The sequence below is a fragment of the Paramylibacter ulvae genome (genome assembly GCF_014652655.1).
In the GTDB taxonomy this organism is placed as follows: Bacteria; Pseudomonadota; Alphaproteobacteria; order Rhodobacterales; family Rhodobacteraceae; genus Amylibacter; species Amylibacter ulvae.
Window position 1 is genome coordinate 599,402 of sequence record NZ_BMZF01000001.1, and the last position, 23,482, is coordinate 622,883.

Genomic DNA, 23,482 nt, shown 5'->3' on the forward strand with positions numbered 1-23,482 from the left:
AGAAGCACAGACAGAGGAAACGTTGTTTTACACCATTTCTGTGCATCAGCTATTGCATTCATGATTGGTTACGCGGGGCAAAATCTTGAAAAATTCTACGAATTTTTGTTGGCTTTCCCACTCCTCCAAATCAAACATTGCATCCTCCATGCGGGTCGATATCGCAATTATTATACCAAAATTTACAACGTGACAATACAAATATTTACAAATATTAAATCCAAGTAAAAGCCAAATTAAATTGATCTAAATCAAATAATTAGCACAGCGTTTATGATTGGGCCGTGCATAACTATATGCGTTATTGGGTTCAGGTTGTAACAGCAGGCAATAATTAGTCTGGGGATACGAATTCCTGTTGCACGGTTGCAAATGGCGCAAGCGCACCCTTGGTGCACACAACACGCCCTGCACAAATTTGCCCTGCCTGCACGGCATCAATTGGTTTTGCACCGGCCATATGGCGTGCCAAAAATGCGCCATTAAATGAATCCCCTGCGGCCGTGGTATCAACCACCCCAGTGTAGCGCGGAACATCGCGCGTTTCGCGATCTTGTCCTTTTGCGATCAAGGTTGGCAATTCACCGTTTTTAACAATCACCAGCTTTGCCCCCGACCGTAAATATCGATCAGCACAGTCGTCTGGTGTTTCATCACCAAAACAGGCTGCTTCGTCATCAAAGCTGGGCAATACGATATCCGCAATGCCGCCAGCGCGTGAAATAACGCGTTTCATGCGATCTTCATCTTGCCACAGACGCGGACGAATGTTGGGATCGAATGCAATTTGTGCGTCTGGCTTCATATGACTACGCAGATTATCCAATAACATTTCCGCATCCGTGCCCTGTAATATCGCAAGCGTAATGCCAGAAAGGTAAACCAGATCGGCATTCGCAACCTGTTGCCAGAGCAAGTTAGGGGTGCGCATCATTTGGCGTGCGCCAGATGTATCACGCCAATAGCTAAAACTGCGTTCAGCGCCATCAAGATGGATCATATAAAGCCCCGTTGGGCATTCATCGATTGTCGGTGCATTCTGACAATCGATTCCAGCATCAGCAATGAATTGGCGCATCTTTGCACCCATCACATCACCGCCAAACCCCGAATAGAATGATACATCCCAATCGGTTGGCGTCAAAGCGCGCGCATACCAAAGCGTATTGAAAACATCGCCAGCAAACCCGTGAGTTAAGGTTCCCTGCCCCGCTGGAGACAATTCAACCATTGCTTCACCGATACCCAAAATTGACGTCATGACCATTCCAGTTTCTTTTGCCTGTTGGCGATTTGCGGATACATTGCACAATTCAAAGATTGACGTACAGCAATTCTATCTTTACTGGTAATTACAAATTATTACAAATATAAAAATTTGTAATTACAGGGAGAGCCTTATGATTGTAAATTCCGATACACCAGATGCCTGGATGACATCAGGACCAGGTGCGCAACGCCGCATTCTTTGCCATGACAAAGACCTGATGATGGTTGAATTCCGCTTTAAAAAAGACGGCGAAGGATTGCCGCATAATCACCCCCATACGCAAACGACCTATATCTCGTCGGGTAAATTCGAATTTACCGTCGCAGGTGTTACCAAAATATTGGGGCCCGGTGATGGCATGCTGATCCCATCAAATGCGGTTCATTCATGCGTTTGTCTAGAGGCAGGCGTTTTGCTGGATTCATTCACACCACGCCGCGATGATTTTTTGGAAGCACATAACATCCCGCTGGATTGATGTTGGTATAAATTAACTATCCTTCAAAAACACGTTTGCGGGCGTTTTCAACATGTGCCCGCATCGCATCGCGCGCGCCGTCTTGGTCGCGCTTTTCAATCGCATGATAGATTTTGTAATGCTCTTGTTGCACCAATTCCAAACGCTCTTGGGGTTTGGTCAACGACAGATTACGTGTCAAATTCATACCCGTTAAAATATTGGTTTTAATGGAATTACGCGCGGCCAAAAAATATTGGTTGTCGGATGCCGCGCAAACGGCGGAATGAAATGCCTCGTCTGCGTTCACGCCAAGCTCGCCCTCTTTGACACAGCGATCCAATTCGACCAGCGCGTTGTACAACCGTTTTACATCGTTTTCCGTGCGTCGCTGTGCGGCCAAATACGCGGCTTCGCCCTCGATCCCTGCGCGAAATTCAAATGTACGTTGAATATCCGCGATGGAACCAATTGGTGCGAAATCCAGCACTGCGACCTCTGGTCGTTGTTGTACAAATGATCCTGATCCTTGGCGCGATACGATCACCCCGTCGTCGCGTAATTGTGTCAATGCTTGGCGCAATACGGGGCGCGACACTTCAAGTTGGCTACACAATGCATGTTCTGTTGGCAGCTTGTCGCCAACGGGGAACTCCCCGCTGACGATCATTGCCAAAATACGCTCGTACACGCTATCGGACAGTGTGCGGTCACGAACTGGTTTTTCTGCTGCAACTGTACGTGGCATTGGTGTTTTCATCGGCCTTGTTGATTTCTCCACGTGCTAAACTTGTCCTTCGTAGCTGGGTCAGTTGGTGGATACAAACCGAACGTTGATGCGCCTTTTTGTACCATTTCCATGACAAAATCTTCGAACACTGTCATCTCTATGGCTTCGTCCGCGATGGCGTCTACCATATGTGCAGGAATACAGACAACACCTTCGTTATCACCAACCATGATATCGCCTGGGAAAACAGACACACCACCACACGCGATTGGATCATTTACCGCAACGGCATGGTGTTTGGTCAAATTGGTCGGCGCACTTGGGCGTGTATGATACGCAGGCATGTCCAACTCGGTAATTTCAGGTGTATCGCGAAACCCGCCATCAGTTACGATGCCAACACAGCCAAGCGTCATTAGACGTGTCGCAAGGATGCAACCAGCAGATGCCGCTGTGGCGTCTTCACGTGAATCAATTACAAAAACAGCGCCTGCGGGGCATTCTTCAACGCCCTTGCGCTGTGGATTTTCACGATCCGCAAAGGATTCCAAACCATCCAGATCTTCGCGTGATGGGATATAACGTAGTGTATATGCAAAACCGACCATGTTTTTCCCAGCACGCAAACGCTGTGGTCCTTGGACAAAGATGTTATGGAATCCGTGTTTAAACATCGCTGTAGTTAATGTTGCCGTACTGACATTCATTAGTTTTTCATGGGTTTCTGGTTTTAATTTGGTCATTTTGATATGCCTCGCACATTGGGTTATTTGATCGCCGAATTTGGCTTTCTTTATCGATACTAAGTTGCGTCAAAGCTGTAAGTGATGAACAAATCAACTTGACGACTTTTCTAATTCTTCTTGTTTTTTCGCCTGCCCCACACCGCATCAAACAAAATGATACTGGTACAAAGCTGTTATTTATCAATGGAATGGGCGCAACTATTCACATCGCGCCCATCGCGCTATCAGTCGAACAAGGATGGCAGGAACAGCGATACCGCTGGAACGTATGTTACCAAGATCAACGCCACCAAAATCGCCAAATAGAATGGCCAGATTGATTTCAACGTTTCCTCGATCTTGATCCGTCCAACCGCACAACCAACGAACAAACAAGTGCCCACTGGTGGGGTACATAACCCCAGACCAAGATTGACCAACATCATGATGCCAAACTGGATTGGATCCATGCCAAGATCCTTGACGATTGGCAAAAAGATCGGTGTGCAAATCAGGATCAGCGCGGCCATATCCATGATCATCCCTAACACCAACAGCATTAAGTTGATCATCAACAACACGGCGACCTTTTCCGATGAAATGCCGAGCATAAACGAGCTGAGCTTATCGGGCACTTGGTAAAGTGCGAGCAGATATGCAAACGAGCTGGCAAAGCCGATTAATACCATCACCATCGCGGTAGTACGCACTGCGGAAACCACCGCTGTTTTAAATCCGTTCCAGTCCAAACTGCGATATACGAAATACGTCAGGCAAAGCGCATAGATCGCGCCAAACGCACCCGATTCCGTCACAGTAAACACACCAGATAAAACGCCACCCACGATAATCACAGCCGTGATCAGGCCCGGGATCGCCTCGATTGATGCCTTGCCAACTGCACGCCAACCGGGAAACGGTTCCGCAGGATAGTTGTGTTTGAGAGCGATAAAATACGCCGCAGCCGCCAAACAGATACACATCAGCATACCAGGGATCACACCGGCCAAGAACAGTTTCGATATCGAAATACCGCCACCAGCCGCCACCGCGAAAATAATCATGTTGTGGCTAGGTGGGATAACGATACCCGCAATGGATGATGTAACGGTGACGTTCACCGCATAATCAGCGCGATATCCGCGTTCCTTCATCACGGGGATCAAGATTGAACCAAGTGCCGAAATATCCGCAACCGCAGATCCCGAAATACCACCAAACAACATGCTGGAAAAGATATTCACAGAGGCCAAGCCCCCACGAACGTGCCCAACAAGGGCAGATGCGAACCGCACCAATCGCATGGCAATCCCGCCATGCAACATCAATTCACCCGCGAACACAAAGAATGGAATGGCAAGAAGTGAAAACACCGAAATTCCAGACAAGGAGCGTTGAAATGTGATCAACAGCGGGAAACCTTCGTACCAAAAGGCGGTCAGTGCGGCGATCCCCATTGCAAATGCAACAGGCATGCCCAGAACCACACAGGCAAAGAAAATGCCCAATAATATCGTCAGGCCCATTAAAACGCCTCCCTTTCATTGTAATCGATGCCGCTGAACAGGCACATCACCCGAAACACAGTACGAAGCCCTGCAAAAACAAACACCAACCCACCACACAGCGCAGCAGACAGGGTGCGGAAACTTTCTGGAATATCAAGCATGGGCAACATCGTGTCCCAGCCAAAATTAAACAGCTCGATGCTGGCAACCAACATGATCAAACCAAAGCCAGCCAAAACAAAATCGGTAAATATTTTGACATATGTCTGAAGACGGCGCCCCAATGCATCGCGAAACAGCGTAACTCCCAAATGGGTTTGCTGATGAATACCGGCGGCCGCACCAAGATATGTGATGTAACACACCAACAATAGCGCCAATTGTTCAACCCACGTCGGCGTTGCATTCAACACGTAGCGGCCAAAAACAAGCCAACCAAAGGTGGCAATCAAGATAACCAAGGCAATTGAGGCGAGCAAAATGCACAAAGTGCAAAGATGATCCATCAATCGTTCAGTGCTTTTTATGAAACGAGAATTCTGATCCACCTGAAAATTCCTTTGAATAAGGTGTTCGCGCCCACGAGAGCACAGGCGCGAACAGGATTTGAGAGGATTATTCCGCGTTGCGGAACAAGTTAACCAAATCAGTCATTTCTGGATTTGCAGCCAGATAGGCGTCATAAACAGGAACCATTGCCGCTTGGAATGCGGATTTGTCTTCGATGCTGTTTACGGTTGTGCCGCCTGCTTTCACAGTTTCCATAGAAGCCGCTTCGCGTTCTTGCCAAAGTTTGCGTTGCAAATCGGTGGACGCTTTGCCCGCTGCTCTGACAATATCTTGTTGCTCTGGTGTTAGCGCATCAAATGTCTTTTTGCTCATGCATAGACATTCTGGGATGATCAAATGCTCTGACATTGAATAGTATTTCGCAACTTCAAAATGGCTTGTTGATTCATATGATGGTGGGTTATTTTCCGCGCCATCAACAACGCCCGTTTTGATTGATTGATATACTTCGGCAAATGCCATTGGTGTAGCGTTGCCGCCCATTGCTTCGATCATGCCAACGAACAAATCGTTGTTCATCACGCGCACTTTCATGCCTGCAACATCATCAGGTGTGTTGATCGGCTTGATAGAGTTATAGAACGAACGCGCACCTGCATCGTAATAACCAAGTGCTACAATGCCTTTTTCCTCTAGTGCTGCGTTCAACGCGGCGCCTGGCTCACCGTCCATCAGTTCATACATCTGTGGAACGCTTTTAAAGATAAACGGCAGTGAAACAACGTTCGTTGCTGGTACAGCCTGACCCATCGGCCCAAGACTAAATACGCCAAAATCAATGATGCCCAAGCGGACTTGTTCGATCGCATCTGGCTGTGAGCCCAAAACGCCCGCGTGGAATACCTTGCCGCCAATACCGGCTTTTTCGGTTACTTCCGCCATGAACGCTTCCATGCCGTGAGACACTGGATAATCCTCAACGTGGATATTCCAACCACGCCAATCCTTTGCCTGTGCCCCCGTTGCGGCCAATGCCATGCTCGCAACAAATGTCGCCTTCAGCGCCAATGATGCAAAGTTTTTGCTAAGTTTCATATTTTACTCCTCCAAGTGTAATATTTACAAAAGGTAACTTACAGAACTAACAAATATTTACAAGTTTTTATTTCACCTTACCTATGCTCACTGAAACGCACTGCCAAATCTTTGTTTCCATTGCAAAATCTTCTAGCCGCTTGATACACAACCTCACTATCGTCGCACATAAACAGCAGTTCCCTGCTGGAATCGCAAAACTGTTCACGGAAAACATCACTTGCGTTGCGAACATTAGACCATCCAACCCTATCCACGATGCATTGCAATTCACGAAAAGATAGATTACAAATATTTACAAATAAACCAACACTGGATGAATCACATGACACAAACGTACAAACTCGCTGGCGGCGCGCCCTTTCCTACATTTGAAATCGACAAGGTCGGTGGCGGAAAGATTCAAATCGGTGGCGCGCGCGATCGCTGGTCACTGGTGATTGTGTATCGGGGCAAACATTGCGGGCGTTGTAAAAACTATCTTAACAAGCTTGAACAAACCTATGCCAACTGGCAGGCCGCTGGATTTGATGTTGTATGTATTTCCGCCGACCCGATTGAAAAGGTCAACGACGATATCGAAAAATTCGGTTGGACCTTTGACATCGGATACGATCTGCAAGAAGCAGAGATGCGCAAAATGGGTGTCTATGTCAGCGACCCATTATCAAGCCAAGAAACGGATCGTCGTTTTTCGGAACCAGGTGTGTTTTGTATTCGCCCAGATGGAACCACACAAATTATCGCGATTTCCAATGGCCCTGCGGCACGCCCCGATCTGGATGAACTTTTGGATGGAATGATCTTTACCATCGACAATGATCGCCCTGTACGTGGCGATGTCTAGGGTTTGATTTGAACAAGGCACGGCCCTGATTACATCACCGCGCCGATCTGCCATGGAACAAATTCGTTGTCACCAAACCCAAGGGATACTGACTTGGTGCGTTGACCCGATATCGTGGTCTTAAAATGGCAAAAAAACTTGCCCATTTTGATCAAAATTGACAGCGGGCGATACGATATCGCCCGCTGTCAAATCCATGTCGTCAGGCATTTTTCGAAACAAACGATCCGTGCGTTGTCAGAACCTCGACAACATCGTTTGGATGCAAAACAATCGGATCAGTCATTCAAAATCTCTTGAATGGCGCGCCGCGTGCCCACATCCCATATGCGATTTGCCATAACACCAATTGGTTCACGTATCTGAGCGGCCAGATCGGTTGGAAAAATATCGGTCACACCTAACAGTGCTGCCGCTTTTTCCGCGGGCTCTGACTGTGCATTGCAAAGATCGGACAGCATCACCGCCAAGGGATCACGCACGTCGATCACCCCGCCCTGTTCATCTGTTCCCGACACGTATCGCACCCATGCAGCAACCGCGAGATATAACCCGGTATTATCACGTCCTGCATCCAAATTTTCACGCATCGTTCCCAAAATACGTTGGGGGAGCTTTTGGCTTCCGTCCATGGCGATTTGCCATGTTTTGTGGCGGATTGCAGGATTTGCATATCGGGAGAACAAAGCATCGGAATAATCGTATAAGTTAACACCATCAGGTGCAATCACGCTTGGGATGATTTCAGACCACAACCGGCGCGCAAATTTGGCGAATACTGGATCGCCAACAGTATCCGAAATCGTTTCATGCCCAGCCAAATACCCAGTATATGCAAGTGCCGAATGTGTACCGTTCAACATGCGTAGTTTCATATGTTCATGCGCGGTAACATCAGCCACCATTTCCGCCCCTGCGGCGGCAAAATCGGGGCGCTGATTGGCCACAAAATCATCCTCAATCGCCCATTGCGAAAAGGGTTCGTGCATTACGGGTGCACCATCATATGTGCCTGTGATTTTGGCCACGCGTTCAATGTCATCTTTGGTGGTGGCCGGCGTAATGCGATCAACCATTGTGGATGGGAATCGGCAATTAGAACCAATCCAAGATGCCAATTTAGGATCGATCAATTCCGCAAATTCCAAGACCAAACCGCGCACCAATTTTCCATTTTCTGGTAGGTTATCACAGGTCATTACCGTAAACGGCGCAGAACCCGCCGCGCGGCGAATTTGCAATGCGCGCACCAAATAACCAATGGCCGATTTTGGCGTTTCATGTGCCAAATCATGTTGAATATCGCCATTGTCCAAATTCAACGCCCCCGTTGCTGGGTTGTGGCAATATCCTTTCTCGGTAACGGTCAAAGATACGATTTTAACATTTGGATCTGACATATGCGCCAGAACCGCCGCTGGATTTTCAGGTGCAACCAGGACATCATTCAACACCTCTATCACGCGGGGTTGTTCGCCATCTGCGCCAAGGCTCACGGATGTATATGCCCATCCTTGTGGGCGTAGTACATCGGCGGTGTCCGCACTGCGCAATGAAACGCCAACCACCCCCCAATCACCGCCAGAGGCAGCCATGGCATCGGCGATGTATACACAGCCAAATGCGCGAAAAAACGCGCCTAAGCCCAAATGCACAATTCCTGTGTTTGGGCGCGGTGCGCCCGATGGTTTCAAACTATCAACGGGCAAGCCAGCCTCCATCTACGTTTAAAATTGCACCGTGGACATAACGCGCCGCTGGGGTGCATAAATACGTTGCAGCCCCCGCAATATCGGATGCGTGCCCCCAACGCCCAGCCGGAATGCGATCCAATATGGCAGCGTTGCGCACAGGATCATTTTGCAAATCTTTGGTGTTGTTGGTTTCGATATAACCCGGCGCGACGGCATTGATATTTATCCCCTTACTCGCCCATTCATTGGCCAATAATTTCGTAAGCCCCGCAACCCCATGTTTTGATGCGGTATAGGATGGCACACGAATGCCACCTTGGAATGACAAAAGCGATGCGATGTTTACCACCGCGCCCTGCCCATCACGCGCAAATACAGCCTTGGCAAATGATTGGGTTGTAAAGAATAGCGCCTTTAGGTTCACATCCATCACATCATCCCAATCGGATTCAGTAAATTCAATCGCGTCATTGCGCCGAATGATGCCAGCGTTATTGACCAAGATATCAACATTTTCGTCGTTGAATAAATCTTGTCCCGCCATCGGATCGGCAAAATCGGCCAACACAGATGTTGCGCGGCCACCCGCACGGTTAATCTGATCAACCGTATCGCTGCACTCACGTCGCCCAACACAGATCACGGATGCACCTACCTGCGCCAATCCAATTGCGATGGCTTGGCCGATGCCCGTATTAGCACCCGTTACCAATGCAGTTTTCCCGTCCAAAGAAAAGGGATTGCTCACTTCAATTCCTCCATCGCGACCATATCCATATCTGTGAAATCGGCATTGTCGCCCGCCATCGCCCAGCAAAATGTGTATGCCGCTGTCCCTGCCCCTGAATGGATTGACCATGGGGGTGAAATCACCGCCTCTTCGTTCGCCATAACGATATGTCTGGTTTGGGATGGTTCGCCCATGAAATGAAACACGCGTTGATCATCAGGAAGTTCGAAATACAAATACGCCTCCATCCGTCGATCATGCAAATGCGCGGGCATCGTGTTCCAAACAGACCCTTGCACAAATTGCGTGTACCCCATCGAAAGTTGACATGTTTGGCACACATCAGGGTGCAAAAACTGAATGATCACACGTTCATTTGCCGTTTCACGTGCACCCATTTCAACACGCCGCGCATCGGCGGGTTTAATCATCCGTGTGGGATAGGTTTGATGCGCAGGCGCGGACAGGATATAAAACCGACCGTCGCCGCTAAATTCAATCGCCCCAGCACCCATACCGATATACAAAACTTCGCCATTATTGATGGTGTAATCGGTATCCGCCACACGAACGTTTCCCGTGGCGCCGATATTCAATATACCCATTTCACGACGATCAAGAATGGATGGCGTTCCCGTGGGCGCACAGGCATCAAGCGTGAGCGTTTTGCCATTGGGCACAGCAGAGCCAAGGATCAGGCGATCATAATGGCTATACACCAAATTAATCTCGTTATCCTGAAACAATCCCCCCACATGGAAATGTTTGCGCAATTGATCGGTATCCAATGATTTTGCGGATACGGGATCAATGGCATGTCGAACTTGAGTTTTTAGCATAATACGTCTCTCTGTTATTGAGTGAATTTATAGATCAAAGGCGATAGGCCTGTTTCGCCAGTCGATAGGCTAAATCATATGAAACTTCGTGCGCTTCGTTCTCATTCAACCGACCAGTGGCGATCAGGGTGGCCAGAAATGAACTATCAACACGGCGCGCCACATCGTGGCGTGCAGGAATGGAACAAAATGCGCGCGTGTCGTCGTTAAACCCGACCGTGTTATAAAAACCCGCTGTTTCCGTGGCCATTTCACGAAATCGCATCATGCCTTCGTAACTGTCATGAAACCACCACGGCGGGCCAAGTTTTAGCGCGGGATAAACACCCGCAAGGGGTGCCAATTCACGCGCATATGTGGATTCATCAAGCGTGAATAAAATAATAGTCAGGTTCGGTTCACCACCAACGGCATTTAACAGGGGTTTCAACGCCGTCACATAATCGGTGCGCGATGGAATATCGTACCCTTTGTCGCGACCAAACAATCTAAAAATGTCCTTAGAATGATTGCGTGATGATCCAGGATGGATTTGCAACACCAACCCGTCATCCAAGCTCATCCGCGCCATTTCAGTTAACATGTGCCCTCGAAATGCGTCGGCCTCTGCTGCGGTGCAATCGCCGCGCAGCGCTTTGTCAAACAGGTTGGCAGCAACGTCTGGCGCAAAATCTTCGGTGCGTGCGGTTGGATGGCCGTGATCCGATGACGTGGCGCCGTATGATTTGAAGAATGCGCGGCGATTACGATGTGCGGCCAGATATCCCTGCCAAGTGGTGGCATCCTCATCCGCCATTTCACCCATTTTTTGCACGTTTTCTGCAAACCCATCAAATTCTGGATCGATCACAGCATCAGGGCGATATGCGGTGACAACCTTGCCACCCCACCCGCTCTCGCGGATCATGTGGTGCCACTTAAGATCATCAATGGCGCTTTCGGTGGTCGAGATTGCCTCGATGTTGAACTGTTCAAATAATGCACGCGGACGAAATCCATCTTTGGATAAACAATCATCGATATGATCGTAAATCGCGGTGGCCGTATACGCTGACAGCGGCTGATCAACACCGAATACCTCTTGTAGAACGTGATCAACCCAAATGCGTGATGGCGTGGCGCGAAACAGGTGATAGTTATCTGCGAAAACTTGCCATATTTTACGTGGATCTTGTTCCACGGCGCGCCCATCTGCGCGGGGCACACCCAGTGCATCCAATGGAATGCCTTGGGAATGTAACATGCGAAAAATGTAATGATCGGGTGTCACCAGCAATTGTGCAGGATCATCAAACGGTTGATTTTCTGCAAACCAACGTGGGTCGGTATGGCCATGTGGGCTGATGATCGGCAAATCGCGCACCCCTTCGTACAGGGTGCGTGCCAAATCGCGCACCTTGGGGTCTGTTGGAAACAACCGATTTTCGTCTAATAACATTGATCCCCCATTGGCACTCAGCCAAAAGTAATTTCAGCGCCTCAAACTGATAACCTAGTTTTAGCATGGTATCATGTCAACTAATATCCCAGTTGCGAAATTTGACGTGGGCTGTATGATTGGAATGGTAAACGTGGCGATCAGAGGGCGCAAAAATATGGGTGGACGCACCAAACAATCAGACAAGGTATTGCCCCTGTCACCGATTCAACAATCCCCCATACCCACGGTGGCGGATCAGGTTTTTGACGAATTGCAAAAACGGATTTTAACTTTGGAACTTCCGCCAAATACAAAAATTTCTGAAACCGAAGTCGCGACCAAAATGGGCGTGTCGCGCCAACCCGTGCGAGAGGCATTCAAACGGTTGTCAAAGCTGGGTTTTTTGGACATCCGCCCGCAAAGCGGCACAAAGGTGAGCCTTATTTCTGAAAGTGCGGTGTTACGCGCGCGTTTCATCCGTATCGCGCTTGAAATTCAAACATGTCAAACCGCTTGTAACACGGTGACGAGCGAAAATATCAAATCGCTGAGATCATTGATAAACGCGCAAAGAGAGGCGGTAGAATCCAATAATCGTGTTTTGTTTCATGCGCTGGACGACAAATTCCATCAAGAGATTTGCATCGTCGCAGGGGTTGGATATGTGTGGGATATTATTCGCGATAACAAGGCACATATGGATCGCATCCGAATGTTGTCTCTTGATCAAACATCTCAGCGGCTTGCGCTGGATGAACATATCCAAATGATCGACGCGATTGAAGCGCAGAACGAAGATGCTGCATCACAAGCGATTTCCAAACATCTCAATCGGATTTTCATCTTGATTAAGGAAATAAAATCAGGAAACCACAACTGGTTTACGGATAACGCAATATAACCGCAAATACCGCCGTTGGTTTTCGATCCAACGCTGCGAGGCGCCCGCGCCCATAAATTGTATGATGCCTAGCGCATCAATAAATTTGCCAGGTGATTGGTATATTTTGCCAATCGTCGATCTGCTATCACCGACCTTGCACATCTGGATGGGACAGCGCCGTCACAATACCGCGCAATTCCGCGAGCCCCTTTAATCGTCCAATTGATGGATACCCCGGTTGCGCATTTCGCCCGATATCATCCAATATATTTTGTCCGTGATCGGGGCGAAACGGGATGGATATATCATCTCTGCCAGCGGCACGTCGTCGTTGCTCTTGCTTCAATACGGCTGCGATCAATGCAACCATATCTGTGTCCCCTTCCAAATGTGCTGCTTCGTAAAAGCTTCCTTGAATATCATTGCTTTCGCGTTTCACATTTCGCAAATGCAAGAAATGCACGCGATCACCCAAACGATCCATCATCGCAGGCAAATCATTATCGGGCCGCGCCCCAAGAGAACCCGAACACAGGGTCACACCATTGGCCATTAAATCGACCGCACCCAAAACATGTGCATAATCTTGTTCGGTTGACATAATACGCGGCAAGCCAAGCAACGGCACGGGTGGATCATCGGGATGGCAACATAAACGCATCCCCAATTTTTGTGCGATCGGTGCAACCTCTGACAGGAAATCAATCAGATTTGCGCGCAAACGATCCTCGCCCAATTCAGCGTAAGCGGCAAGATGGACGCGTAAATCGGCAAGCGAGAAGTTTTCCGCCGCCCCTGGCAGCCCAAAAACAACATTACGCGTCAGCGCTGCTTTGTCAGCATCATTCATTGATGCGAAAATGGATTTGGCAGCAGCGACAATTTCGGATGGATAATCATCTGTCGCGTCATCGCGTTCCAGAATATGAATATCGAATGCCGCAAACACTGGTAATTCATAACGCATACATGTCGCACCGTTTGGCAACATAAACCCAAGGTCTGTTCGGGTCCAATCCAGAACGGGCATAAAATTGTAACAAACAACTTTGATCCCACAAGCATGCAAATTGTGAAGCGATTGTTTCCACGCCGCGAGGTGATTTCGCCAATCACCCGATTGGCGTTTTATGTCCTCTGACACGGGTAAACTTTCAACCACATCCCACGCCAAATTGGACGGCGCACCATTTGGTCTGATCGCAACTTCGCGTTGGCGCTTGGAAATTTCATCCACAGACCAAACATGCCCCGACGGGATATGATGCAAGGCCGAAACGACCCCTTCAACACCCGCCTGCAACATATCATCAACCGATGTCCGATCTACGGGGCCAAACCAGCGCCATGTTTGCTTCATATGTTCTCCACCCAATCACCTAAGGTTATCATTACAAATCTTGGATTACGATAGCACGGATTTTTATTGTTGACTAGTATGGTAGTTATCTTGCAAGATAATTCCGGGAGGAAACATGCCACAGACCCTAGACAACAAAACCAAATCGGGCGAGCCGCTTGATGAAACCCGACCTGTCGGGCCACAGTTGTTTTTACGTCTGCGCGACCGGATCATTCGCGGCGAATTGGAACCTGGCACACGTCTGTCAGAGGTGGACATTGCCAGCGCATATGGCACCAGCCGCCAACCCGTGCGCGAGGCATTCATTAAACTGTCCGAAGCCGCATTGATCGACGTTCGCCCGCAACGCGGAAGCTTTGTCAGCCCAATCGACATCGCATCTGTCTTGGCCGCGCAATTCGTGCGCGAAGCCGTCGAAGCCGATATCGTAAACGCAGTTGTAGAGCGCGCAAATAACACCATGCTGCAAGAGCTTGACGCCATCCTCACCCTTCAAAGCAATGCAATTAACATCACAGATCCCCACCCGTTTATGGTCCAAGACGAAGCATTTCACCGCAAACTGGCGGAATGCGCTGGCCAAGATGCAAGTTGGGATTTTTTACAACCACTTAAGACCCAGATGGATCGCGTAAGACATCTCAGCGCGCGTCAATTTCCGCGCGAAATCCTGTTGGCACAGCATCGTCAAATTGTGGATGCGATAAAATCTGGGGATGCAAGTGTCGCCGAACAAAACATGCGCATTCATTTGCGTCGAATATTAGAAGACTTGCACACAGTTGCGGCATCAAAACCCTCGCATTTCGTTTCCGGGAGAGCATGATGGAAAACGGGTTGTTGCATCCAGATCGATTGTTTCCCGCCGATCACGCCACCCGCGCATTGGCACGGGATTTATTTTACGCGGTGCAAGACCTGCCAATCATTTCGCCCCACGGTCACACCGATCCGCGTTGGTGGGGTGAAAACCCTGCATTTTCTGACCCTGCCGCACTGTTCGTGACCCCAGATCATTACGTCACACGCATGTTGATTAGCCAAGGTGTTAGCTTTGAATCACTGGGGATTGGCACAGATTGCGAAACTGATCCGCGCAAAATCTGGCAAACATTTGCAGAGCATTATCATTTGTTTGCAGGCACGCCGTCGCGGATATGGCTTGATGATGCGTTTTCCCGATTGTTCAATGTGAATGAACGCCTCGCACCCAAAACCGCCAATGACATTTATGATGCGATTGCAGAACGTCTCCCCCACCCGGACACGCGCCCACGTGCCCTGTTTGATCGTTTCGGGATCGAAGCAATTGCAACCACCGACAGTGCATTGGATGATCTGTCATGGCATATCGCCGCGCGTGAAAGCGATTGGAATGGGCGTGTTGTGCCAACGTATCGCCCCGATGCAATTATCGACCCCGACGCACAGGATTTTAACGCCAATCTTGATCGGCTAGGTGAAATAACCGGATGTGACACAACCACTTGGGATGGTTATCTGGATGCGCATCGTTCGCGCCGTTTGGCGTTTCGCGCATTGGGCGCAACCGCGACCGATCACGGGCACCCTACTCCAATGACCGCCGATTTATCCATTGCTGATGCGCGCGCATTATTTAATCGTGTTCGCGGCGGTAAAATGACCAATGGCGATGCGGAATTGTTCCGTGCGCAAATGCTCACCGAAATGGCGCGTATGTCGCTTGAAGATGGGTTGGTGATGCAGCTTCATTCAGGCGCATTTCGCGGGCATTCATCGCAGGTTTATCGTGATTATGGCCCTGATCGTGGTTTTGACATCCCTATTCCCGTCAGCTTTCCCGTCGCATTGCGCCCATTGCTTGATGCGGTGGGAATGGACCCGCGATTAACGCTGATTTTGTTTACCTTGGATGAAACAACATATGCGCGTGAACTTGCACCACTTGCGGGTGTTTGGCCGTGTCTGCGGCTTGGCCCGCCATGGTGGTTTCATGACAGTTTTGAAGGCATGCGCCGTTTTCGCGAAATGGCGATGGAAACCGCAGGTGTTTTTAACACAGTTGGTTTTAACGATGACACGCGCGCGCTGTGTTCGATCCCTGCCCGTCACGATGTTGCACGCCGCGTTGATAGCGGTTGGTTGGCAGAGATGATCGTAACACATCGATTAGACGAAACAGAAGCCTATGACATTGCCGCGTTGCTCGCGCATGGACTGGCAAAGAAGGCGTATAAATTATGACATTTCAATGATCGGGTTCTGCCCTGATCAAAACAATCCCTGCACGGCATAATGCCAATTTTCAGGGAAAACCATGGGAGAGAGACATGACTTTGAATAACAATTTTAAACGGCGGAGCGTTTTACAACTTGGGGCCGCGGCATTGGCCACACCTGCCCTGATGCGCACAGCTTGGGCACAAGAAAAATTCGTTTGTAAAATAGCCCACTCCGAAGCAATCGGATCACCATTTACCAATGCGTTCGATAAATGGACCGCAATGCTGAATGAACGCAGCGATGGGCGCATCGATGCACAGCATTTCCCCGCAAGCCAGCTTGGCGGATTAGCCCAACTTCTTGAAATGAGCCGCATTGGCACAATCCAAGTCACCGCCGCGGGCCCCGATAGCGAAGAGGCAATCGCACCCGAAATCGCGGCAACCGCTGGTGCACCTGGTTTTATATACAAAAACGAGGCCCATGTTGACGCTGTTTTACAAGGCGACATTGGTGAAGAAATCAGTCAAATCGCGCGTGAAAAAACCGGCGTTGAATTTATCGCTTATGGCGAAGTTGGTTTTCGCCATTTGTTGACGAAAACGCCAGTTACGGACCTGGCAAGTTTGCAGGGTGTTAAACTGCGCGTTCCAGAAGTGCGCATATGGGTTGATTTTTGGAAAAAACTTGGCGCGAACCCAACTCCGCTGCCCTATTCAGAGCAATACTCTGCCTTGTCCACAGGTGTTATTGATGGGCTTGATTCAGATTATTTCTCTGTGCTTGGCTTTAAATGGCATGAACAAGCGAAATATGTTTTGCCAACATACCACTGGTTCTTGCCCAAAGCGATCCGCATGAATGCGGCGTGGTTGGATAGCCTGCCTGATGATCTGCAAGAGCTGTGTCGCACATCTGCAAAAGAAGCATTTGGTGAACAGCGCGCAATCAATCGCGCCGGTGCAGATCAAGCGCTCGAAGACCTTAAGGCCGCGGGTTGTACCGTAAGCCCGTTCCCCGCGGAAGAGAAAGCCAAATGGGAAGAAAAATCCGCAAGTCTTTTTGATGAATTCGGGGCAACCAGCCCAGAAACCGCAGAGATGATCGCAAAGATCCGCGCGCTTGGCTAGTAGGTTTTGTTTCGCCTGCCTTGCACAATAATGCGCAAGGCAGGCGACAACGAGGAGAAGGTTTTGGAAAATATATCAAATACGGTGAACGCACCGGCGTTGCCGTATCGCGGTCTGGAAAAAGCATTGGAAACCATTGCGGTTGTGCTAATGCTTTGCGCCACCAGTGTTGTCGTCTTACAGGTGTTTTGTCGCTATGTTTTAAACGCATCACTCCCTTGGCCAGAAGAGGCCGCACAATTCTGTTTTGTCTGGGCTGTCTTTTTGGGGATGGCGTTACTGACATTTCGCGACAGACATATCGCCATATCGTTATTTGTTCCTAAACTTTCACCAAAACACCAATCAATACATACGGTTTTCACAAAGGTGATCACCGTCATTGCCTGTATAATTCTCGTTATTCACGGCATTGATTTTATGAACCGCACGTTACAGGTGTTACCTGCCCTGCGCGTTCCACTGAAATATCTGTTTATGGCCGTCCCCGTTGGCAGCGCCATCGCCTTGGTGTTTTTGAGCGCACCCATCCGTGGTTTCGGCTGGTGGAGCGGGCTTGCCACCTTGGTTCTGGGGCTGATCGGTTATTATGCCTTGCGCGAAGCAGGCGGCGTTATATTTGCTGGTGCAAGTAGTACAACAATCTTGATGATCGTCACCATGTTACTAATCTTTGCCGAAGTCCCCATCGTTTACGCGCTTGTCGTTGGTTCGTTTGCGGGTCTGACCCCATTGCCACCATTGATGTTGGTGACGATCACGCAAAATATGTCGGGTGCGTTGAATTCATTCACATTGCTTGCCATTCCATTCTTTATCCTCGCGGCCGCGGTAATGAATGCGGGTGGTATCACGGTGCGCATTGTAAATTTGGCCTATCATCTGGTTGGCCATTTCAGAGGCGGGCTCGCACAGGCAAATATCGTCACCAATGTGATGCTTGCGGGTGTTTCGGGATCATCCACGGCGGATGCATCCGCCACGGCCAAGTTATTGGTTCCAGAAATGGAAAAACACGGCTATGGGCGCGCGTTCAGCTGTGCGTTAACGGCTGCGTCATCGACCCTTGCCAATATGATTCCACCCGGATTGGGATTGATCATTTATGCCGCCCTTGCATCTGTGTCCGTTGGCGCATTGTTTGTCGGCACGATTTTACCTGGCTTGCTTGTCGCTACTGCCTTGTCCATCGTCGCCTGGATCATTTCAGTCAAAAGCGGATATGGCGGGACCAAAGATCGATCAACCGCGCCCGAACGCTGGCGTTCATTGTTGCTGGCAACACCTGCACTTTGTTTGCCTGTGATGATTGTTGGTGGTGTCCGTTTCGGCATATTCACCGCAACCGAAGCAGGTGCTATGGCCTTTGTTTTTGCCTTGTTCTGTGGTGCGTTGATCTATCGTGGATTGACCGCGCAAAACCTGTCCGAAGCCTTTCGTGAAGCGGTCGAAGACACCGTCGCCGTCGCCGTCATCATCGCCGCTGCATCTCCATTTGCGTGGATATTAACGTTTGAACAAACACCCCAAAAAATTGCGCAATGGCTTGCGGCACTAACAGGTCACAAGATTTACTTGCTGTTATTGATCAATCTGTTTTTGATCTTTGTCGGGCTGTTCATTGAAATGATCGCGGCGATGGTGATCCTTGTTCCTATCCTTGTTCCCGTTGTGATTGCCGCGGGTGTTGATCCGTTACAGTTTGGCATAATCATGGTGATGAACCTTGTTATTGGTGCGCTAACACCCCCGCTCGGTGTGCTGGTTTTCACCACTGCGCGCGTTGGTGGCGCCCCATCAAGCGCGGTATTTCGTGCAATCCTACCGTTCATCGCCGCGCAAATCATCGTCTTGCTGGTGGTGACGATGATCCCTCAAATAACGCTGTTGCCAATACAATGGTTTGGCCCGTAAGGAGTTACCGATGAAAGACACCCCCATTGCAAACCTTGCCGTCATTGGTCTTGGCATGGCAACAAAACCCCATCTAGAGGCATTGGCAGAACTCAAAGGTCGCGTGAATGTTTCAGGCGTTTTCAACCGCACCCATGCCAAAGCTGTCGAAGTTGGCAAAACATTTGGATTTCCAGTGTTTGAAAGCCTTGATAACATCGCAAATGATCCAAATACCGATGGCGTCATCATTGCAACGCCACCTAACCAGCGCATAGAAATTGTCACAAAAATGGCCAAGGCTGGCAAACATGTCTTGATGGAAAAACCGATCGAACGCACGCTTGATCGGGCACAGGATATCGTATCGGCCTGTGAAAATCACGACATCACGCTTGGCATTGTTTTTCAGCATCGTTTCCGTGACGGTGCGCGGCGGTTACGCACCCTGATCGATCAGGGCGCATTGGGCGATATTGCATTGGTACGCGCAGAAATCCCGTGGTGGCGCGATCAAAGTTACTATGACGTCCCTGGGCGCGGTACGCTTGCCCGCGATGGCGGCGGGGTTTTAATATCACAAGCGATTCATGTGCTCGACCTCATGCTTAGCCTGACAGGCCCCGCAGAAACAGTGCAGGCATTCACCGCGACAAGCCAGCTCCATAATATGGAAACCGAAGATTTCGCCACCGCAGGCATCCGTTTTGCAAATAACGCCATCGGGTCTGTTGTGGCCACAACCGCCACCTACCCCGGCGAAGAAGAGCGGCTGGTAATTGATGGCACCAAAGCAACCGCATCATTAAAAGGCGGACAGTTAACCGTCACTTGGCGCGATGGAAAAACCGAGAACATCGGCGATGTGTCGGGCACAGGGGGTGGCGCCGATCCGATGGCATTTCCCTGCGATTGGCATCGCGATTTGATCGCTGATTTTGCCAGCGCTATTCGTGACAAACACGCGCCTTGTATTTCGGGCCGCGAAGCATTGCGCGTTCACGCATTGATCGATGCGATGATACGATCCAGCGCAGATGGTACAACAACCAAGGTGGCACAGGTTTGATGGATATAATACGTTTCGCAGCACTTGGGATGGATCATCGCCATATCTATGGCATGTCACAGGGTATCATTGATGCGGGTGGTGAACTGGCGGGTTGGTGGACTGATGGTCAGCCACAACCCACCACAGGGTATGAAAAACGTTTTCCCAACGCGCCGCGCATTGATAACCTTGATACGATTTTACAGGATCCAAGCATTCAGTTGGTTTTAATCGCATGTCGCCCTGATCTGCGCGCAGATCTTGCAATAAAGGCGATGACCGCTGGCAAAGATGTGATGGTCGACAAACCTGGTTGTATCAACCAAGCAGAGGTTGAACGCTTGCGCAAAACCGTTGCTGAAACAGGCCAGATTTGGTCGGTGAATTTTTCGGAACGCTTCGAGGTTCCCGCCGTGACCAGTGCCACAGAACTGGTATCAAATGGTGCTATTGGACGTGTTGTTCACACAACGGGTCTGGGACCGCATCGATTAAACGCGCCAAGCCGACCAGATTGGTTTTTCGATTCCGCCACCTATGGTGGGATTTTAACCGATATTGCGTCCCATCAAATCGAACAGTTTTTGCATTTTACCAACAGCGAAGACGCAGAAATCACCATGGCAAATGTCGGAAATTTTGCCAATCCAGATCATCCGAAGTTTCAAGATTTTGGCGAGCTTTCTTTGCGATCTGAAACCGCGCAGGGTTATATTCGTGTCGATTGGTACACTGCCGATGCATTGCCCAACTGGGGCGATGGGCGGCTATTTTTGACCGGAACTGAAGGTTCAATTGAATTGCGAAAATATGTCGATGTCGATGGGCGCACTGGCGATAACCACCTGTTTTTGGTCAACAAAGATACCTGCAAGCATATCGATTGTCGCGATGCCCCGCTTCCGTATTTCGATAATCTGCTCGCCGATATTCGAAACCGCACAGAAACCGCTTGCCCACAATCACGCACGTTTCGAGTGTGTGAACTTGCGATAGAGGCGCAATCTGTCGCTGATTGCAAACGTTGAACCAACGACAGACTATGGCCAATAATTGTCGATTATTATGCCAGAAAGATAAACAGTAGGATTATCCAAACTGGAACACCCAGTAACCATAAAAATAAAACTCTCATGATTTTTCCTTTCCTATATCCAACGGCCAAAACGCGCGAATGTTGTACCCTCGTCGCGGTGGCGCCCACCGACGCCAGCGGCCCAATATGCCGACGCTGCTGAAATCAGCAAAGCAGACGCAACCACAAAGGCGGAGATCACGGAATATATCCGCACATTTTCCAAGGCTTGTTTGGAAATGTCGCCGTTCTCGGCAACTGTTCCTGTTTGATCACCTGGGATGATGACTGCGTTTGCAATGCTTGGTGCTGCGTCAATTGCAGGGCCGGCCGTTGATGAAATTGCAACCGCGCCCAACAAAACCGCAACCGCCCAGACGGTTAGCCCATGAATGCCATCACGAATATCCACTTCGTCCGAATTGATCGGATCAATGCGTCGACGCATACGTCCCGCGATATAACCACCTGTGGCAAAGCTCGAAATCGTAGACCAGAGCATCCATGAGCCGGTCGCCACAATGGCGGCAACCACGGAACCTGACCCTGTGTAGGGTGAAACAAGTGATAATCCCAAGGCCGCGCCAAAGGTTGAAAATACGTAAAAAATCGCCGCAGCAACGACCGCGCCAGATAGGATTGATGACCAATCCACATAACTGGTATCGCCGCCGTTGGCGTGAATGATATTTGGTGGTGTATTTGTCATAATCTATTCCTTTCAGAAAATTGAAAAAGATGCGTCAATTATCCAATGCCAAGGAATGACAGGATCGCCATAACAACAACAACAAGACCGACAAGATAAATAATACCGTGCATTATATTTCTCCTTTTGATTGGCGCCGCCCGAACCGTTCGACATGAACAATGCGCGGTAGCCATATGTAATTAAATGCTTAAACTTGCATTTGGTTCCAAAAAATATCTATAAAATTGGAACGCTGGATTAGGTTCACTTCGCCCACCAGCCAACACGCATCAGCGCGTTTTGGCTGCTGACAGAGCCGTTAATAAAACGGGTGTTCGCCTATTTTTGATCCGATTTCATGCCCGTGTTCATGCCAAAAACAAACGCCTCTATCAGCTTTGATAGGTTGCTGTTTTCAGACGACGACGCGGATTGTGTGAAATTCATTTGATCGTGATGCGATGATTGTTCGACCGTGTGATGCCCCATCGTCAGCGAAAAAATCGTAAAGATTACTGCGACACCGATGAAAGCAGCGCCAATAATCAGTGATGCCATCATAGGATCATAGGCCAGCGCCAGCCCCGTCCAGGCCGCCGCCGTAAAAAATCCAAAGCCGACAAGCACTGCAATGATCGCAAGTGCCGTCAGCGCGCTTTTCTTGGCAGCGCGCTGTGCGGATTGTTTGATGCCGTTCAACATCTGATCATCCTTATCGACGGCTCGCGGTCATGCCGACCAAAAAACCAATACCAGCGGCAATACCAAGCGCCATTGCAGGTTTTTCATTCACAAAATCATCGGCCTTGTGAACTGCGCGTTCTGCACCATGCTGAACCTTGGCCAATTGCGCCTCGCCAGTTTCGCGTGCGGATTGCGCAATTTGTTGGCCTTTGTTTTTGCCAACTTTACCCATCATTTCCGTCAAATCGACCAAGTCGCCCTTTAACGTTTCAATCTGTTTAGCAAGATCTTCGGTCGTGGTTTTTTTAGCGTTAGCAGTAGCCATTTTAAGTCTCCATTTTTTGTTCGTTCATGCAAGGTCAACGCTCATCGATCAAAAAAGGTTCCAAAAAAAATTTAAAGAATTTTTGGAACCATGATGGTGATCAAGCGTTGTTCTTACAGATTGCGCAAAACGCGCTTACACTTTGAAAGGATATAAAATGTTATATTGGGCCGTCGTCTTTTTTCTTATTGCAATTGTCGCCGCATTCTTTGGTTTTGGCGGGATTGCAAGTGCGTCTGCAGGTATTGCACAGCTACTCTTTGTGATCTTTATCATCCTGTTTCTTGTCGTTGTATTCATGCGTCTTATGCAGGGCAAAGCACCCTAACGATCACGCATTAAACATTCAATAAAAGG

At 49.3% G+C, this 23,482-nt stretch carries 24 protein-coding genes; 10 read left to right on the forward strand and 14 right to left on the reverse strand.

Translation table 11 applies throughout. The annotated features are described in order from the left end of the window. Positions 1-334 precede the first annotated feature (334 nt). Positions 335-1,261, reverse strand: a complete 927-nt coding sequence (locus tag IE094_RS02940; protein ID WP_189639061.1) for a sugar kinase — start codon at positions 1,259-1,261, stop codon at positions 335-337. Positions 1,262-1,400: 139 nt separating this feature from the next. Here IE094_RS02940 and IE094_RS02945 point away from each other — a divergent pair, with 139 nt between their 5' ends. Then, positions 1,401-1,748 carry a cupin domain-containing protein gene (locus IE094_RS02945; RefSeq protein WP_189639062.1) on the forward strand — a complete coding sequence of 116 codons (348 nt, stop codon included), beginning with the start codon at positions 1,401-1,403 and terminating at the stop codon, positions 1,746-1,748. A gap of 16 nt (positions 1,749-1,764) precedes the next feature. Here IE094_RS02945 and IE094_RS02950 read toward each other — a convergent pair whose 3' ends face one another. The 5 genes from IE094_RS02950 to IE094_RS02970 all read right to left on the reverse strand — a co-directional run bounded on the left by IE094_RS02950 (position 1,765) and on the right by IE094_RS02970 (position 6,238). Beyond that, on the reverse strand, positions 1,765-2,475 hold the full coding sequence (locus IE094_RS02950) for a FadR/GntR family transcriptional regulator (protein ID WP_189639063.1): 711 nt from the start codon (positions 2,473-2,475) through the stop codon (positions 1,765-1,767). 8 nt (positions 2,476-2,483) lie between these two features. Beyond that, positions 2,484-3,200 carry a ribonuclease activity regulator RraA gene (locus tag IE094_RS02955; protein WP_189639064.1) on the reverse strand — a complete coding sequence of 239 codons (717 nt, stop codon included), beginning with the start codon at positions 3,198-3,200 and terminating at the stop codon, positions 2,484-2,486. 227 nt (positions 3,201-3,427) lie between these two features. Beyond that, positions 3,428-4,708, reverse strand: coding sequence for a TRAP transporter large permease (locus IE094_RS02960; protein ID WP_189639065.1), 1,281 nt, complete (start codon positions 4,706-4,708; stop codon positions 3,428-3,430). Next, positions 4,708-5,238, reverse strand: a complete 531-nt coding sequence (locus IE094_RS02965) for a TRAP transporter small permease (protein ID WP_229801979.1) — start codon at positions 5,236-5,238, stop codon at positions 4,708-4,710. Before IE094_RS02965 ends, IE094_RS02960 begins: the two co-directional genes overlap by 1 nt. A gap of 67 nt (positions 5,239-5,305) precedes the next feature. Then, on the reverse strand, positions 5,306-6,238 hold the full coding sequence (locus IE094_RS02970; protein ID WP_189639430.1) for a TRAP transporter substrate-binding protein: 933 nt from the start codon (positions 6,236-6,238) through the stop codon (positions 5,306-5,308). Between the two features lie 382 nt (positions 6,239-6,620). On the opposite strand from IE094_RS02970, the gene IE094_RS02975 reads away from it, so the two are divergent. Further along, positions 6,621-7,142 carry a peroxiredoxin family protein gene (locus IE094_RS02975; protein ID WP_229801984.1) on the forward strand — a complete coding sequence of 174 codons (522 nt, stop codon included), beginning with the start codon at positions 6,621-6,623 and terminating at the stop codon, positions 7,140-7,142. A gap of 278 nt (positions 7,143-7,420) precedes the next feature. On the opposite strand, the gene IE094_RS02980 is transcribed toward IE094_RS02975, so the two are convergent. The 4 genes from IE094_RS02980 to uxaC (IE094_RS02995) are packed head-to-tail and all read right to left on the reverse strand — an operon-like array spanning position 7,421 to position 11,843. Continuing rightward, the gene (locus IE094_RS02980; protein WP_373295849.1) at positions 7,421-8,851 is read right to left on the reverse strand and encodes a mannitol dehydrogenase family protein; all 1,431 of its coding nucleotides are present in this window, start codon (positions 8,849-8,851) and stop codon (positions 7,421-7,423) included. Next, the gene (kduD, locus tag IE094_RS02985) at positions 8,841-9,584 is read right to left on the reverse strand and encodes a 2-dehydro-3-deoxy-D-gluconate 5-dehydrogenase KduD (RefSeq protein ID WP_189639068.1); all 744 of its coding nucleotides are present in this window, start codon (positions 9,582-9,584) and stop codon (positions 8,841-8,843) included. The genes IE094_RS02980 and kduD overlap by 11 nt, the downstream gene beginning before the upstream one ends. Then, a complete protein-coding gene (gene kduI, locus IE094_RS02990; protein WP_189639069.1) occupies positions 9,581-10,405 on the reverse strand; it encodes a 5-dehydro-4-deoxy-D-glucuronate isomerase in 825 nt (274 codons plus the stop codon). Before kduI ends, kduD begins: the two co-directional genes overlap by 4 nt. A gap of 34 nt (positions 10,406-10,439) precedes the next feature. Further along, a complete protein-coding gene (gene uxaC, locus IE094_RS02995; protein WP_189639070.1) occupies positions 10,440-11,843 on the reverse strand; it encodes a glucuronate isomerase in 1,404 nt (467 codons plus the stop codon). Positions 11,844-11,916: 73 nt separating this feature from the next. Between uxaC (IE094_RS02995) and IE094_RS03000 the strand changes: the two genes are divergently transcribed. After that, the gene (locus IE094_RS03000; protein ID WP_229801985.1) at positions 11,917-12,726 is read left to right on the forward strand and encodes a GntR family transcriptional regulator; all 810 of its coding nucleotides are present in this window, start codon (positions 11,917-11,919) and stop codon (positions 12,724-12,726) included. Positions 12,727-12,853: 127 nt separating this feature from the next. Here the strand turns inward: IE094_RS03000 and uxuA are convergent, their stop codons facing one another. After that, complete coding sequence (gene uxuA, locus IE094_RS03005; protein WP_189639071.1) at positions 12,854-14,068, reverse strand: mannonate dehydratase; 1,215 nt, start codon at positions 14,066-14,068, stop codon at positions 12,854-12,856. Between the two features lie 115 nt (positions 14,069-14,183). Between uxuA and IE094_RS03010 the strand changes: the two genes are divergently transcribed. The 6 genes from IE094_RS03010 (at position 14,184) to IE094_RS03035 (ending at position 21,378) form a co-directional block, all read left to right on the forward strand. Beyond that, on the forward strand, positions 14,184-14,897 hold the full coding sequence (locus IE094_RS03010) for a GntR family transcriptional regulator (protein WP_189639072.1): 714 nt from the start codon (positions 14,184-14,186) through the stop codon (positions 14,895-14,897). Then, positions 14,897-16,297, forward strand: a complete 1,401-nt coding sequence (gene uxaC / locus IE094_RS03015; RefSeq protein ID WP_189639432.1) for a glucuronate isomerase — start codon at positions 14,897-14,899, stop codon at positions 16,295-16,297. Before IE094_RS03010 ends, uxaC (IE094_RS03015) begins: the two co-directional genes overlap by 1 nt. 86 nt (positions 16,298-16,383) lie before the next feature. Then, positions 16,384-17,406 carry a TRAP transporter substrate-binding protein gene (locus tag IE094_RS03020; protein WP_189639073.1) on the forward strand — a complete coding sequence of 341 codons (1,023 nt, stop codon included), beginning with the start codon at positions 16,384-16,386 and terminating at the stop codon, positions 17,404-17,406. Positions 17,407-17,469: 63 nt separating this feature from the next. Then, positions 17,470-19,320, forward strand: a complete 1,851-nt coding sequence (locus IE094_RS03025) for a TRAP transporter large permease (RefSeq protein WP_229801987.1) — start codon at positions 17,470-17,472, stop codon at positions 19,318-19,320. A gap of 10 nt (positions 19,321-19,330) precedes the next feature. After that, entirely contained in the window at positions 19,331-20,368 is a 1,038-nt protein-coding gene (locus IE094_RS03030) for a Gfo/Idh/MocA family protein (RefSeq protein WP_189639075.1), read from the forward strand. After that, positions 20,368-21,378 carry a Gfo/Idh/MocA family protein gene (locus IE094_RS03035; RefSeq protein WP_229802055.1) on the forward strand — a complete coding sequence of 337 codons (1,011 nt, stop codon included), beginning with the start codon at positions 20,368-20,370 and terminating at the stop codon, positions 21,376-21,378. The genes IE094_RS03030 and IE094_RS03035 overlap by 1 nt, the downstream gene beginning before the upstream one ends. Before the next feature lie 120 nt (positions 21,379-21,498). Here IE094_RS03035 and IE094_RS03040 read toward each other — a convergent pair whose 3' ends face one another. The 3 genes from IE094_RS03040 to IE094_RS03050 all read right to left on the reverse strand — a co-directional run bounded on the left by IE094_RS03040 (position 21,499) and on the right by IE094_RS03050 (position 23,125). Then, positions 21,499-22,134, reverse strand: coding sequence for a hypothetical protein (locus tag IE094_RS03040; RefSeq protein ID WP_189639077.1), 636 nt, complete (start codon positions 22,132-22,134; stop codon positions 21,499-21,501). A 321-nt stretch (positions 22,135-22,455) separates the two neighbouring features. Beyond that, on the reverse strand, positions 22,456-22,818 hold the full coding sequence (locus IE094_RS03045) for a phage holin family protein (protein WP_189639078.1): 363 nt from the start codon (positions 22,816-22,818) through the stop codon (positions 22,456-22,458). 10 nt (positions 22,819-22,828) lie between these two features. Next, on the reverse strand, positions 22,829-23,125 hold the full coding sequence (locus tag IE094_RS03050) for an ElaB/YgaM/YqjD family protein (protein WP_189639079.1): 297 nt from the start codon (positions 23,123-23,125) through the stop codon (positions 22,829-22,831). 157 nt (positions 23,126-23,282) lie between these two features. Between IE094_RS03050 and IE094_RS03055 the strand changes: the two genes are divergently transcribed. Continuing rightward, positions 23,283-23,453 carry a DUF1328 domain-containing protein gene (locus IE094_RS03055; protein WP_189639080.1) on the forward strand — a complete coding sequence of 57 codons (171 nt, stop codon included), beginning with the start codon at positions 23,283-23,285 and terminating at the stop codon, positions 23,451-23,453. The last annotated feature ends 29 nt before the right edge of the window (positions 23,454-23,482 follow it).